General features: G+C 71.0%; 13 protein-coding genes. 10 read left to right on the top strand and 3 right to left on the bottom strand.

Annotation, left to right across the window (positions count from 1 at the left end; translation table 11 throughout):
- The first annotated feature begins 43 nt into the window (after positions 1–43).
- From QCD66_RS35050 to QCD66_RS35060, 3 genes are read left to right on the top strand one after another with little or no spacing between them, the layout of a single operon-like run.
- Positions 44–1,039, top strand: coding sequence for a GSCFA domain-containing protein (locus tag QCD66_RS35050; protein ID WP_375733178.1), 996 nt, complete (start codon positions 44–46; stop codon positions 1,037–1,039).
- Positions 1,002–1,697 (top strand): hypothetical protein, encoded by a 696-nt coding sequence (locus tag QCD66_RS35055; protein ID WP_364216308.1) that lies wholly within the window; start codon positions 1,002–1,004, stop codon positions 1,695–1,697. Before QCD66_RS35050 ends, QCD66_RS35055 begins: the two co-directional genes overlap by 38 nt.
- Positions 1,698–1,723: 26 nt before the next feature.
- Positions 1,724–2,599, top strand: coding sequence for a TauD/TfdA dioxygenase family protein (locus QCD66_RS35060; protein ID WP_375733177.1), 876 nt, complete (start codon positions 1,724–1,726; stop codon positions 2,597–2,599).
- A 2-nt stretch (positions 2,600–2,601) separates the two neighbouring features.
- On the opposite strand, the gene QCD66_RS35065 is transcribed toward QCD66_RS35060, so the two are convergent.
- The gene (locus QCD66_RS35065) at positions 2,602–3,717 is read right to left on the bottom strand and encodes a hypothetical protein (protein ID WP_375733176.1); all 1,116 of its coding nucleotides are present in this window, start codon (positions 3,715–3,717) and stop codon (positions 2,602–2,604) included.
- A 134-nt stretch (positions 3,718–3,851) separates the two neighbouring features.
- The gene (locus QCD66_RS35070) at positions 3,852–4,910 is read right to left on the bottom strand and encodes an NAD(P)/FAD-dependent oxidoreductase (protein ID WP_375733175.1); all 1,059 of its coding nucleotides are present in this window, start codon (positions 4,908–4,910) and stop codon (positions 3,852–3,854) included.
- Positions 4,911–5,285: 375 nt separating this feature from the next.
- Here QCD66_RS35070 and QCD66_RS35075 point away from each other — a divergent pair, with 375 nt between their 5' ends.
- Positions 5,286–6,458 carry a hypothetical protein gene (locus tag QCD66_RS35075; protein WP_375733174.1) on the top strand — a complete coding sequence of 391 codons (1,173 nt, stop codon included), beginning with the start codon at positions 5,286–5,288 and terminating at the stop codon, positions 6,456–6,458.
- An 86-nt stretch (positions 6,459–6,544) separates the two neighbouring features.
- Here QCD66_RS35075 and QCD66_RS35080 read toward each other — a convergent pair whose 3' ends face one another.
- Entirely contained in the window at positions 6,545–7,312 is a 768-nt protein-coding gene (locus QCD66_RS35080; RefSeq protein WP_375733173.1) for a FadR/GntR family transcriptional regulator, read from the bottom strand.
- Between the two features lie 219 nt (positions 7,313–7,531).
- On the opposite strand from QCD66_RS35080, the gene QCD66_RS35085 reads away from it, so the two are divergent.
- The 6 genes from QCD66_RS35085 to QCD66_RS35110 all read left to right on the top strand — a co-directional run bounded on the left by QCD66_RS35085 (position 7,532) and on the right by QCD66_RS35110 (position 13,391).
- A complete protein-coding gene (locus QCD66_RS35085; protein WP_364216289.1) occupies positions 7,532–8,770 on the top strand; it encodes a sugar ABC transporter substrate-binding protein in 1,239 nt (412 codons plus the stop codon).
- Positions 8,771–8,837: 67 nt separating this feature from the next.
- Positions 8,838–9,791: a sugar ABC transporter permease gene (locus tag QCD66_RS35090; protein WP_364216286.1), complete on the top strand. Its 954-nt coding sequence runs from the start codon at positions 8,838–8,840 to the stop codon at positions 9,789–9,791.
- On the top strand, positions 9,788–10,603 hold the full coding sequence (locus QCD66_RS35095) for a carbohydrate ABC transporter permease (RefSeq protein ID WP_375733172.1): 816 nt from the start codon (positions 9,788–9,790) through the stop codon (positions 10,601–10,603). Before QCD66_RS35090 ends, QCD66_RS35095 begins: the two co-directional genes overlap by 4 nt.
- 6 nt (positions 10,604–10,609) lie before the next feature.
- Positions 10,610–11,758, top strand: coding sequence for a galactonate dehydratase (gene dgoD / locus QCD66_RS35100; RefSeq protein ID WP_375733171.1), 1,149 nt, complete (start codon positions 10,610–10,612; stop codon positions 11,756–11,758).
- A 2-nt stretch (positions 11,759–11,760) separates the two neighbouring features.
- Positions 11,761–12,387, top strand: a complete 627-nt coding sequence (locus tag QCD66_RS35105; protein WP_375733170.1) for a bifunctional 4-hydroxy-2-oxoglutarate aldolase/2-dehydro-3-deoxy-phosphogluconate aldolase — start codon at positions 11,761–11,763, stop codon at positions 12,385–12,387.
- On the top strand, positions 12,384–13,391 hold the full coding sequence (locus tag QCD66_RS35110; RefSeq protein ID WP_375733169.1) for a sugar kinase: 1,008 nt from the start codon (positions 12,384–12,386) through the stop codon (positions 13,389–13,391). Before QCD66_RS35105 ends, QCD66_RS35110 begins: the two co-directional genes overlap by 4 nt.
- Positions 13,392–13,400: the final 9 nt, after the last annotated feature.

Consider the following 13,400-nt stretch of genomic DNA (forward strand, 5'->3'; position numbering starts at 1 on the left):
CCCGTACCGGTCGTTGCCGCCACGGTCCTTTTGGCGCACCGCCGTGGCCGAGCCGGACATGCTGGACATCGGCGACCTGTGGACGCCGAAGTTCGTGGTCGACCCGGACGACCCGGTCCTCACCGCCGGTTCGTGCTTCGCCCGCCACATCGGACCCGCGCTGCTGGAGTACGGGATGAACTGGCGCGAGGTGGAGTTGCCGCCGCCGGGGCTGACCGGGGACGAGCGCCGGGCCCGCCAGTACGGCCAGTTCTCGTTCCGAACCGGCAACATCTACACGGCCGCCATGCTGCGGCAGTGGCTGGCCTGGGCACTGGACGACGTGGCGGCGCCCGACGAGGTCTGGAACGAGGACGGGGCGTTCTTCGACCCGTACCGGCCGTCCGTCGAACCCGCCGGCCACGCGTCGGCGGAGGCGGTGCTGGCCGCCCGGCGGGTCACGCTGGCGGCTATCCGGGTCGCGGTCGCCGAGGCGGGCTGCCTCATCTTCACCCTGGGGCTGACCGAGGCGTGGCGGGACCGGCCCACCGGGACCGTGTTCCCGGTCTGCCCCGGCACGGTCCGTGGCACGTTCGACGCCGACCGGCACGAGTTCCGCAACTTCACCGTCGCCGACGTGCACGCCGACCTGTCGGCCGCCGTCGCGCTGGCCCGGGCCGTCAACCCCCGGCTGACCGTCCTGCTGACGGTGTCGCCGGTGCCACTGACGGCGACCGCGACCGGAGAGCACGCACTGGTCGCCACCACCTATTCGAAGTCGGTGCTGCGGGCCGCCGCCGGCCAGTTGGCGCGGGAACACGACCACGTCGACTACTTCCCGTCGTACGAGATCATCACCGGTTTCCCGTTCCGGGGGGTCTTCTTCGAGCCGAACCTGCGTTCGGTGACGCCGTCGGGTGTCGACTTCGTCATGCGCCACTTCTTCGCCGGGCTCGAGGGGCGATCGGCCGGGGCCCGACCGGTCGGCCCGACCGGGACCAGTGACGGGGGTGACCTGCTCTGTGACGACGCCGTCCTCGACTACTACAACGCCGGCTAGGTTCCTGCTCCTCGGCGACTCGCACGCCGGGCCGATCGGCCGGGCGGCGAAGGCGGCCGGGCTGCCGTTCGTCGGCGGCCCGATCGGCTCCGGGCGCGACTTCAACGCCGACTTCTTCGACGTACGCGCCGACGGTCTGGTTTTCCGCGACGCCGAGGTCGAAAAGCTCTACCGGGGTTTTCTCACCGACCTGGCCGTGGCCGACATCGGCCAGCTCACGATCCCGCTGGTGTCGACGTTCGGGCTGAGCGCCCACTTCTTCGCCACCACCGAGAACTGGCACGTCTACCGGTCCGGTGACGGCGGGTTCCCGGCGGGTTTCCTGTCCAGCCGGCTGTTCGACGACATCGTGCGCGCGATGGCGCGCGACGCGCTGGTCTTCTACCGGCACGCCGTCGACCTGGGGCTACGGGTCCTCGCGGTGCTGCCGCCACAACGGGTGCCGGGCATGGCCGACCGGGCGGTCTTCATGGCGGCGCAGGAGACCATGCGGCGCGCGCTCGTCGACCTGGGGGTCGAGATCGTCGACCTGCGCGCCCGGGTCACCGACGCGACCGGCCTGCAACGCGCCGCGCTGTGCGAGCCCGACGACCCGATCCACGGCAACCTCGCCTTCGGCCGGCTGATCGTGGCCGACCTGCTCGCCCGGGGGCTGTGAAACAACCGATCCACGAGGGGAAAGAGATGGACAACCACGTACTGGCCGCCGTCGAGCGGCTGACGACCCGGCCGCAGGAGCACTACGACACGTTCACCGCCCGGCCGCTGTCGCCGGTCATCGGCGCGGAGATCTCCGGCCTCGACCTGTCCACCGAACTGGACGACAAGCAGCTCGCCGAGATCAAGCAGGCCTTCCTCACCCACCACGTGCTGGTCTTCCGTGACCAGGTGCTGTCGGCCGAGGACCACAAGCGGTTCGCCGGCTACTTCGGCGAGCTGCGGTTGCAGCCGCTCGCCGACGTCGACGGCGGGGACCCGGCCATCCTGGAGATCAGCGCCGACAAGGACTCGCAGTTCGTGGCGGGCGAGGACTGGCACACCGACGGCACCGCCGACGCCGAACCGTCGCTGGGTTCGATGCTCTACGTCACCAGGACGCCGGAGATCGGCAGCGGCGGCGACACCCTGTGGGCCAACATGCACCTGGCGTACGAGATGTTGTCCCCGTCGATGCGGTCGTTCCTCGACGGGCTGACCGCGATCCACGACGGCCTGATTCCGTGGCAGGGCTACACCCCGCCGCCGGAGTACGTGGTGCCCAAGAGCGAGCACCCGGTCGTCGTACGGCACCCCGAGACCGGGCGCAAGCTGCTCTTCGTCAACGCCGGCTTCACGTCGCACATCGTGCAGCTGGCGCGGCACGAGAGCCGGGCGCTGCTCGACATGCTCTTCAACCACGTCGCCGGCCAGCCGATCCTGAGCTGCCGGGTCCGTTGGACGCCGAACACGCTGGTGTTCTGGGACAACCGCTGCACCCAGCACCACGCGGTGTGGGACTACTACCCGCACTCGCGCTACGGCCAGCGGGTCACCGTCAACGGCACCCGGCCGACCGCGTAGCGCTAGCGCAGGACGTTGGCGACGTGTCCGCCGGGCTGGATGTTGGGGGCCTGGAACGAGAGCGTGGTGGCGTTCCACGGCTCGGGATAAGGACCCACCGGGGGAGTCGGCTTCGGGATGCGGATCTGCCACGCCGTGCCGTTGCCGCACCAGTCGCCGTCGAGGTGGTCGCCGTGGATGGTGGTGGCGACCGGCTTTCCGGGGATGGCGACGCCGGCCGCGGTGGCCGCGGTCGGCTCGTGCCAGGTTCCGGCGACGTTCGAGGTGGCCCGGACGGCACCGTCGTGGCCGGCGAACACCACGATGGTCGGGCCGCCGGTGAACTGGGCCACGGCGAGGTGTGCCCCGGCCGGTGCGGCCCCGGTGCCGGCGACGGCGACCGGTGCCCACGGGTCCGGCAACGGGCCGCCGGTCAGCCTCACCTGCCAGATCTGTCCGTCGAGCCCGGTGACGAACCCGGCCGCGGCGGAGGTGGCGGCGAGCCCGCCGCCGGGGGTGGCGAAGTTCGGTGGGCTGGCCGGGGCGGTCGTCCAGGTGCCGGTGCCGCTGGACCGGACCACGCGGAGTGCGCCGTCGGTGCCGACGAATGCGACGCCGGGGGTGGTGCCGGGGATGGCGGCGACCACCGCGCCGGGTGGAGCGATGCCGGCCGCGGTGACCTGCTGCGGCCCGGCCGGGGCAGTGCTCCGGTACGACCTGTTGAAGACGGCGCCGTTGCGGGCGACGAAGAAGACGTCCAGGCCGGCGGCGGCTATCGGGGCTCCGGGCGGGGCCATGCCGTAGGGGCCCTCGATGGAGACGCCGGGCCCTCCGGCGCCGCCCGAAACGGTCCGTGACGCGACGAGACCGCCGTGCACGCCGATCGCGAACGCCGTGATGCCGCCACTGGCGAACCGGATGGTGGCGACGCCGGCACCGGGCGGCGCGAACAGGTCACCGTGCACCACGGCCGGTGTGCCGCCGGTGGACTTGTAGAGCAGGCCGTTCGCGCCGGCCGTGAACGCCTCGACCTGGTTGTCGGCGAACGCCGGTGAGGTGCCGATCGGCACGGCCGTGAGGATCAGCGCGGCGCCGACCGCGGCCGCGGCGCGCCGGTATCCGGCGCGGATCTGCGTCATGAGTGCCCCCTTCGGGTGGTGGAACCGGTAGGGACAGACTCGCCGGGCGACCGCCGATTAGATAGAGGTAAATCGATCGACTTCGGGTATCGGCAATTCCCGGGCGCTCCCGACCGGCGCGGCTTCCCGGCCGACTATCCGGGGGCGACGATCTGCTCGGTGTAGGCCCAGTCGTCCTCGAGAGCCGCGTCCCGCTCCTCGGTCAGGCCGGTGAGGTCGGCCGCCCCGACCCGCCCGGCGGCCGCGACCCGGTCCCGCAGGATCCGGGCGGTGAGCAGGGCGGCCCGGGTGCCCTGGGCGGTGACCGGATCCAGGTGGTAGCCGGCGTCGCCGACCAGGCACCAGCCCGGTCCACTCATCGGCCGGCGCAGCATCCGCATCCGGCCGGCGCCGCCGACCGACGTGGCCCGCCGCCCGGCCTCGACAGCCGGCCCGACGTGCGGATCCGCGCGCACCATCCGGTCGTACATGCGCGCCGGATGCTCGCCGGCCTCGTCGATCAGGCTCTGGTGCAGGTCCAGGGCGACACACCACTGCTTGTCGCCGCAAGGGGTCGAGATGAGGACACTGCGGTCCTGCAACGAGAAGTACGAGCGATCGGTCGGCAGCGGCAGGTTCTCGTAGTAGGCGAGCAGGGCGAACCACGGCGAGTCGACGACCCGGTAGGCCGCCGCACCGACCCGCTCGGCGTTGCGCGACAGCCGGCCGTCGGCGAGCACCAGCAGGTCACAGGTGATCTCGCGGTCGACCCCGGCATGCCGGACGGTCACCCCGCGCACCCCGCCGGCGTCGAGCGCGATGTCGCGCAGCTGGGCCGGCCGCAGGACGGTGACGTTGCCACGGCCACGGGCCGCGGCGAGCAGCGCCGGGTCCAGCACCTCACGGGAAACACTCATCCGGTACGAGTACTCGTCCTCCAGCGGATACACCCGCTCGACGACCTCGTCGCCGACCCGGTAGGTGTCGCCGTACGTGCGCGGGGCGCCGCAGGCCAGAACGGTGTCGAGGAGTCCGAGTTCGGCCCAGGCGAGGTTGCCGGTCCGGTCCCAGGTGGACTGTTGCGGCCAGAACGCGGTGGGGCGCGACGCGTCCACGACGAGGATCCTCTCCGCGTACGGGGCGAGTGCCCACGCGGTGGCCGCACCGGCGATCCGGCCGCCGGCGACGACGAGGTCCCAGTGGCCGGCGATCATGGCAGGACCGGCCCGGCGCCGTGGCGTTCCGGGGGTCGCTGGCTGCCATCGCTCGACACGGCTCAGTGTCCCACCCCGAACTGGCCTGGGGAAAGGGCGACCACGAAGGCCGCGATCACGCCCGCGGCGCACCACCATGTTGATTTTGGACATATACGCTCCGATCAAGATCGGGACAATCGCCCTCCACGACAACCGCGAATACATGCGAAAGAATCATTACGCAGAGTGACTTTGTGTTGTCGAAGCGGAACACTCCGAAGCTGTGGTGGCCAGTCGGCCGCCGCGATTCCGTTGTAGGAGGCCGCACAGATGATCGGATCACAGCCCTCGAGCAGGCGCGCGATTCTGCATCGTGCACTTGTCGCCGCAGGCGTGGCGGTGCTTGTCGCCGCGTCGCTCACCAGCCCGACATCGGCGGCATCAGCCGTCGACGCCAAGCCCGTCCCGACCGGCGCCGTACCCGGTGGGTTCGCCACCTGGTCGGAACTGATCGAGGTCCAGACCCGCCTCAACGCCGCCGCCGACAAGGTGGAGGCGGCGAAGAACGCCGGCTTCGCCGGGCTCGTGGCCGCTCCGGAGAACCGCGAGCTGCGGGTCTACTGGAAGGGTGACGCCGGAACTGAGGTGCGTTCGCTGATCGCCGACCTGAACCACGACGTACCGGTGAGGTTGCTGCCGGCCCGGTTCTCCGAGGCCGAGTTGGCGAACGCGGCCCGCGGGCTCACCACCGTGCCGAACGTCGTCAACGCCATCCCGAAGGTCGACGGAAGCGGCATCCAGCTCACCGTCAGCGGCGGAGACAGCGCAAGAGCCGGCGCGGCGCGTGCGGTACGCGACTCCACCGTCCCGGTCACCGTCGTGGCCGGCGAGAAGCCCGTCGCCACCTACAACCGGCAGGCCGACGTCCCCTTGTACGTCGGTGGCAGTCGGTTCCGGACGCCGATCGGCGAGTGCACCACCGGCTTCGCGATCTTCCTGGGACCCAACTCGGCGATGCTCACCGCCGGACACTGCGGCGAGAACGGTCAGAGTGCCTACACCGGCGCGGGCGTCTGGTTGGGCAGCATCCAGAGCAAGGACACCTGCCAGGACACCATGATCATCGGCGGCGCCTATTCGGCAGGCAGGGTCTACACCGGCGACCCCTACTCGAACAACCGTGTGGCGGTCGGTGGCGTCGTCCCCAACCGCGTCGGCAACTGGGTCACCACCAGCGGAGCCACCAGCGGCGAGCGCAACAGCGTCCAGATCACCGCGACCGGCCTGTTGACCACCATCGCCGGCATCCCGTGCGCCATGGTCGGGCCACTGATCCAGGCCCGCCACACCGGCGGACAGTGCGCGGTCGCTCCCGGCGACAGCGGCGGCCCGGTGGTCGCCTACCGCACCGACGGCAAGGTGAACGCTCTCGGCACCATCACCGCCGGCTCGGACCCCGTCCCGGACAGCGCCTGCCCCGGCGCCCTCCACACCCCGGGCTACAACTACGTGTACTACAGCCAGATCCCCATCACGGTGAGGGGTACCAACCTGATCTTTGCCTGACCCCGACGGACGCACCGGGCCTGTCGGCACCGCCGACCGGCAGGCCCGTCGGGCGGGCCGTACGCGTTGCCGACCGGGCGCCGCTGTCAGAAGGGGTGCCGCCCGGTGGCGCCTTCCTGCTCCCACATCGAGGCCATCTCGTCGAACGCCTGCTCCATGAGCTGCACCATGGCCCGGCGGGCGCCGTCCCCGTCCCGGCGTTGGATCGCCTGTGCCACGTCGGCGTGCAACTGGAGCGCCTGCTCGTGCGGCTGGTGTGGCATGAGGTGGTGGTGGTGGCGCCCGGCGAGCACCTCGGCCACGAGGTCCTGCAGCTTGACGAACATCTCGTTGCCGGAGGCGCGCAGCACCCGGTGATGGAACTCGATGTCGAGGCCCAGGAAGCGGTCCTCGTCGCCGGCCTTGCCGGCGGCCCACATCTTGGCGGCGAGGCCGACCAGGTCGCTGGCCTCGTCGTGGCTGACGCGGTGGGCGGCGAGCCAGGCGGCGTGCGGTTCCACGGCCGTACGTAGCTCGGTGATGGAGCGGAGTTGGGCGATGCGTCCGGCCGAGGCGAGTCGCCAGCGGATCACCTGGGGATCGAAGACGTTCCAGTGACCGGCCGGGCGGATCATGACGCCGACCCGCCGACGGGTCTCGATGAAGCCCATCGACGCGAGCACCCGGAGCACTTCGCGGATCACCGAGCGGGACACCGCGTAGCGGTCGACCAGGTCATCGATGTTGAGCACTGCCCCGGGGGCCAGGTCGCCGCCGCAGATGGCGGTGCCGAGGTGGTCGAGGACGCGTCCGTGCAGGCCGGCCTCGATGGGAGCGGTCTGGGTGGGAGCGACCCCCGAGGACGGCAGATTCACGCGTCAGAGCATATCAGTCAGGTCTCCCCCTTGTATAAGTCTGCTTTTTCGGCCTAGCATCCCGAAGTTAAGCGGATGTAAAACGCTGAGGTCGCGCCCGTCCCCCGAGGTGGCGACCGGTGACACGCCCATCCCCCGCGGGTGGCGACCAGCACAGAAGGAGAGACGGACGTGGGACGTCGATCGATAATCGGGACATCTCTGGCGGTGGTAGCCGCCATGACGCTGTCCGCCTGTGGCGGCGGCGGTAGCGGCGGCGAATCGGACACCGTGCGGGTGACGCTGGTCAACCACGTGTGGACCGAGAACATCCGGAAGGTGATCCCGGAGTTCGAGCAGCAGACCGGCCTGAAGGTCGAGGTCACCCAGCTCGGCGAGGACCAGCTCTCGGACCAGTACAACGTCAAGCTCAACGCCGGCTCCAGCGACATCGACGTGATGATGTACCGGCCGCTGCAGGAAGGCCGGCTGTTCGCGAAGAACGGGTACCTCGCCGACCTGACCGACCGGGCCAAGGACAGCGCCGACTTCGACTTCGCCGACTTCCAGGAGACCCCGGTCGGGGCGACCACCCACGAGGACAAGCTGGTCGGCATCCCGATCATCACCGAGCAGCAGGTCCTCTACTACCGCAAGGACCTGCTGGAGAAGTCCGGCTTCAGCGCCCCGCCGGCCACGCTCGACGAGCTGAAGGCCCAGGCGACGAAGATCCAGGCGGACAACCCGGGTGTGGCCGGCTTCGTGGCCCGGACCGGCAAGGCCGCCGCCGTCACCCAGTTCTCCAGCTTCCTGTACAGCTTCGGCGGCGACTTCGTCGACGCGTCCGGCAACGCCGCGGTGAGCACCGAGGCGGCCAAGCAGGCGTACGCCTTCTACGGCGGACTGCTGCGCGAGAACGGGCCGGCCAACGTCAGCACCGACATGAGCTGGTCCGAGGCGATGGCGATCTTCACCCAGGGCCAGGCCGCCTTCTACCCGGAGGCCAACTCGCTCTACAAGAACGCCACCGACCCGAGCAAGTCGAAGGTCGCCGAGACCGTCGGGTTCGCGCCGATGCCGGCCGGCCCGGCCGGTTCGAAGCCGTACAACATCCCGTCGTGGGGCCTGGCCCTCAACGACGCCTCGGGGAACCAGGACAACGCCTGGAAGTTCATCGAGTGGGCGGCCGGCAAGGCGCAGACGCTGGAGCAGCAGAAGGCCGGCGTCCCCGGCGCCCGGACCTCCGTCTGGGACAACCCGGAGGGCATCTCGACCTACCCGGCCGACATGGCCGAGGCGATCACGGTGAGCCTGGCCAACGGCGTCGGCCACGACCGGCCGGTCGTCGAGCGGGTCGCGCAGGCCCGGGAGATCGTCGGGCAGCCGATCGTCGACGCGATCACCGGTGGCGACGCCGCCGCGTCGGCCGAGACCGCCAACGCGGCGTTCCAGAAGTTCCTGGACGACGAGGCCCGCTAGTTCCGAGCGCGGGGTGGTGGGGCCAACTGCCCCACCACCCCGCCCGGGCTCCCACCACGGAGATCTGATGGCAGTTGTAACCGCCCCCAGCAAGGCGCCCAGTGACGCCTCCGTCATGCCCGACACGCCCGGTTGGGCGCGTTGGGCCAACGACCATCGCAAGTGGCTCTTCGCGGCCCCGGCGATGGCCTTCGTCGTCGCGCTGATCATCTTCCCGCTCGGCTGGACGATCTACCTCAGCCTCACCGACTCGTCCGGCTCGGTCCGCGCCGAGTCGGAGTTCATCGGTTTGCGGAACTACATCGACGTGCTCGGTGACACCGACCGGTTCTGGCCGGCCGTGGGGCGTACCGCCGCGTTCACCGGTGTCGCGCTGCTCTTCGAGGTCGTCCTCGGCATGGCGATCGCCCTGCTGTTGTGGCGGCCGTTCAAGGGCGAGAAGTGGGTCCGGGTCGCCATCCTCCTGCCGCTGGTCGCCACCCCGGTCGCCGTCGGCATGATGTGGCGGCTCATCTTCGATCCGAACATCGGGCTGGCCAACCAGGCGCTCGGCTGGATCGGCATCGGCCCGCAGCCGTGGCTGGCCGGGCAGCACACCGCGCTGCCCACCACGATTTTCATCGACATCTGGCAGTGGACGCCGATGGTCGTACTGATCCTGCTCGCCGGGTTGACCTCGCTGTCGGACGAGCCGCAGGAAGCGGCGATGATCGACGGCGCCAGCCCCTGGCAGCGGTTCCGGCACGTCACGCTGCCACTGCTGATGCCCACCGTGATCGTCGCGGTCCTGCTGCGCGGTATCGACGCGCTGAAGACCTTCGACATCCTCTACGCCACCAAGGGGCGTGGCGGCGGTTCGTTCAACGAGGTGGAGACCCTCAACGTGTACGCCTACGGGCTGAGCTTCGACTACAACGAGTACGGCCTCTCCTCGACGGTGCTGATCCTGTTCTTCCTGATCATCATCGGCTCGATGTGGGCGCTGACCTACCGCAAGAAGAAGCAGGAGGCCGGCCGATGAAGGCACGCTCCGGGTTCAAGGTCTTCCGCGCGGTGGCGCTGGTCCTCGTGGTGCTCTCGCTGGTGGCGCCGCTGCTGTGGATGGTCGCCGCGTCGTTCAAGACCAACGTCGACATCTACGACTCCAGCAAGGCGCTGATCTTCACGCCCACCCTGGACAACTACGGCACCGTCCTGCAACAGGCCAACTACGTCCAGTTCATCGTCAACAGCCTCTGGGTGGCCTTCGCGGCGACCGCGCTGTCGCTGCTGCTCGGCGTGCCGGCCGCGTACTCGATGAGCCGCTTCAACATGAAGAAGTCGGCGCTCGTGGTGCTGATGGCCCGGGTCATCCCCGGCGTCTCGCTGCTGGTGCCCTGGTACTACGTCTTCTCGAACCTGCGCATGGTCGGCGGCTTCAGCGTGCTGATCCTGAGCCACATGTTCGTGTCGCTGCCGCTGATCGTCTACATCATGATGGGCTTCTTCGACGGCCTGCCGGACGAACTCGAGGAGGCGGCCCAGGTCGACGGGCTGACCCCCATCGGCGCGTTCCGCCGGATCACCCTGCCGCTGTCCGTGCCGGGCATCGCGACCGCCGGCATCCTGTCGTTCATCTTCTCCTGGAACAACTTCATGTTCGCCCTGGTGCTCTCCGGCGCGAACACGAAGACCCTGCCGGTGGCGATCTTCGACTTCGTCGGGTACGCCAGCATCGACTGGGGCGGTCTGATGGCGGCGACCACCGTGGTCACCCTGCCGATCATGGTCATCGCGCTGTTCGTGCAGAAGTACATCGTCTCCGGCCTCACCGCCGGTGCGACGAAGGGCTGATCGACGATGACAATCATCTCCCGCGTCGAGACCTTCCTCGTCGCGCCCCGCTGGCTGTTCGTCCGGGTGGAGACCACCGACGGACTCGTCGGCTGGGGCGAGGCGACCTGCGAGGGCCGGTCCGAGACCGTCCGCACCGCCGTGGAGCAGCTCAGCGAGGTGCTCATCGGCCAGGACGCGCTGCGGATCGAGGACCACTGGCAGGTGATGACCAAGGGCTCCTTCTACCGGGGCGGCCCGATCCTGGCCAGCGCGGTCGCCGGCCTGGACCAGGCGCTGTGGGACATCGCCGGCAAGCGGTACGGCGCCCCCGTACACCAGCTTCTCGGCGGGCCCGTGCGGGACCGGATCCGGGTCTACGGCTGGGTCGGCGGTGACGAGCCGAACGAGGTCCGCGACCACATCGCCGCCCGGGTGGAAGCCGGGCTGACCGCGGTGAAGATGAACGCCTCCGGGCGGATGAGCCCGGTCGCCTCCGTCGCCGAACTCGACGCGGTGGTGGCCCGGGTGGCCGCCGCCCGCGAGGTGCTCGGCGACGAGCGGGACGTGGCCGTCGACTTCCACGGCCGGTTCACCCTCGCCAACGCCCGCCGGGTCGCGCCGCTGCTGGAGCCGTACCGGCCGCTGTTCCTGGAGGAGCCGGTGGTCCCGGAGAACTCGCACCTGATCGGCGAGTTCGTCCGCTCGACCACCACCCCGGTGTCCACAGGGGAACGGCTCTACAACCGGCAGGAGTTCCTGCCCGTGCTCCAGGCCGGCATCGCGGTGGCGCAGCCGGACCTCTCGCACGCCGGCGGCATCACCGAGGTACGCAAGATCGCCGCGCTGGCGGAGGTCTACGACGTACAACTCGCCCCGCACTGCCCGCTCGGCCCGATCGCCCTGGCCGCCTGCCTGCAGGTCGGCTTCGCCACGCCGAACTACCTGATCCAGGAACAGAGCATCGGCATCCACTACAACCTCGGCGCCGAGGTGCTCGACTACTGCGTCGACCAGCAGCCGCTGAACTTCGTCGACGGGTACGTCCAGCGGCTCACCGCGCCGGGGCTGGGCATCGAGATCGACGAGCAGGCGGTACGGGCGGCGGACAAGCGCGGACACGCCTGGCGCAGCCCGACGTTCCGGCACTTCGACGGCTCCTACGCGGAATGGTGATCATGACTGTCGACCTCACCGCCGAACTCGCCGCGACCCGCCTGCTGGCGATCATCCGGGGCACCGACACCGCCGCCGCGATCGCGGCCGGCACCGCCCTGCTGGCCGAGGGCGTGTCGATCGTCGAGGTGGCGCTGACCACCCCCGGCGCCTGCGAGGCGATCGAGGCGATCCGGGCGACCGCCCCGGCGGGCTGTCTCGTCGGCGCCGGCACCGTGCTGACCGCCGCCGACGTGGCCGACGTGGCCGCTGCCGGCGCCCAGTTCGTGGTGACCCCGGCGGTGGTCGAGTCGATCGGCGAGGCGGCCCGCCGTGGCCTGCCGGTCGCCGCGGGCGCGCTCACCCCGTCCGAGGCGTACGCGGCGGTACGGCAGGGCGCCAGCGCGGTCAAGCTCTTCCCGGCGTCGGTGGGCGGGCCGGCGTACCTCAAGGCGGTGCGCGACCCGTTCCCGAACATCCCGTTCGTCGCGGTCGGCGGGGTGGGCCTGGCCGAGCTGCCCGCCTACCTGGCGGCCGGGGCGATCGCGGTCGGGGTCGGCGGCCCGCTGGTGGGTGACGCCGCGTCCGGCGGCGACGTCGACGCCCTGCGCGAGCGGGCCCGGGCCTTCGTCGCCGCGACCCGACCATGAGCGACCTCACCGCCGCCCCGAGCCGGCCCGCGCCCGAGCCGGATGCCGGCCTGGGCGGCGTCGACGTGCTGACCGTCGGCGAGGCGCTGGTGTCGCTGCGGTCGTCCGCCCCGCTGAACCTCGGCGGGTCGCTGACCATGCACCTGGCCGGCGCCGAGTCGAACGTCGCGATCGGACTGGCCCGGCTCGGCCACCGGGCCGCCTGGGTCGGCCGGGTCAGCGACGACGAGCTGGGTGAGTTCGTGCTGCGCCAGCTTCGTGCCGAGGGGGTCGACACGTACGGGGTCCGCCGTGACCCGGACCGGCCGGCCGGCCTGATGTTCCTGGAGCGGCGGACCGCCGACCTGACCCGGGTGATCTACCAGCGGGCCGGGTCGGCGGGATCGGCGCTCGGCGTCGACGACCTGCGTGGACCGCTCGCGGCCGGGCCGCGCCTGGTGCACCTGAGCGGGGTCACCCCGGCGCTGTCCGACAGCGCCCGCGAGGCCGTGACGTGGGTGGCGCGGGAGGCGGCGGCCGTGGGCACGCCGGTCTGTCTCGACGTCAACCACCGGGCCCGGCTCTGGTCGCGGGAAGCCGCCCGCGCCGCCCTGGTCCCGCTGGCCGGGTACGCGTCGATCGTCGTCGCCTCCGCCGACGAACTGGACCTGGTCGCCGAACCCGGTGCCGACGAGGGCACCGCGGTTGCCGGCCTGCTCCGTCGAGGCGTACACACGGTGCTGGTGAAGCTCGGCGCCGACGGCGCCCGGGCCTACACTCGCGACGGTGTCACGCCCGTCGCGGCGGTGCCCGTCACCGCCGTGGACACCGTCGGGGCCGGCGACGCGTTCACCGCCGGCTACCTCTCCGGGCACCTCGACGGGCTGGACCTCACCGGCCGGCTCGGGCGCGCGGTGGCGCTCGGCGCCTTCGCGGTCGTCGCCAGCGGCGACTGGGAGGGCCTGCCCCGCCGCGACGAGTTGTCCCTCATCACCGGCAGCGTCGCCGGCACCACCCTCCGCTGAGCACCACCC

Origin of the sequence: Polymorphospora sp. A560 (assembly GCF_045781765.1) — a bacterium.
GTDB classification, from domain to species: Bacteria; Actinomycetota; Actinomycetes; order Mycobacteriales; family Micromonosporaceae; genus Polymorphospora; species Polymorphospora lycopeni.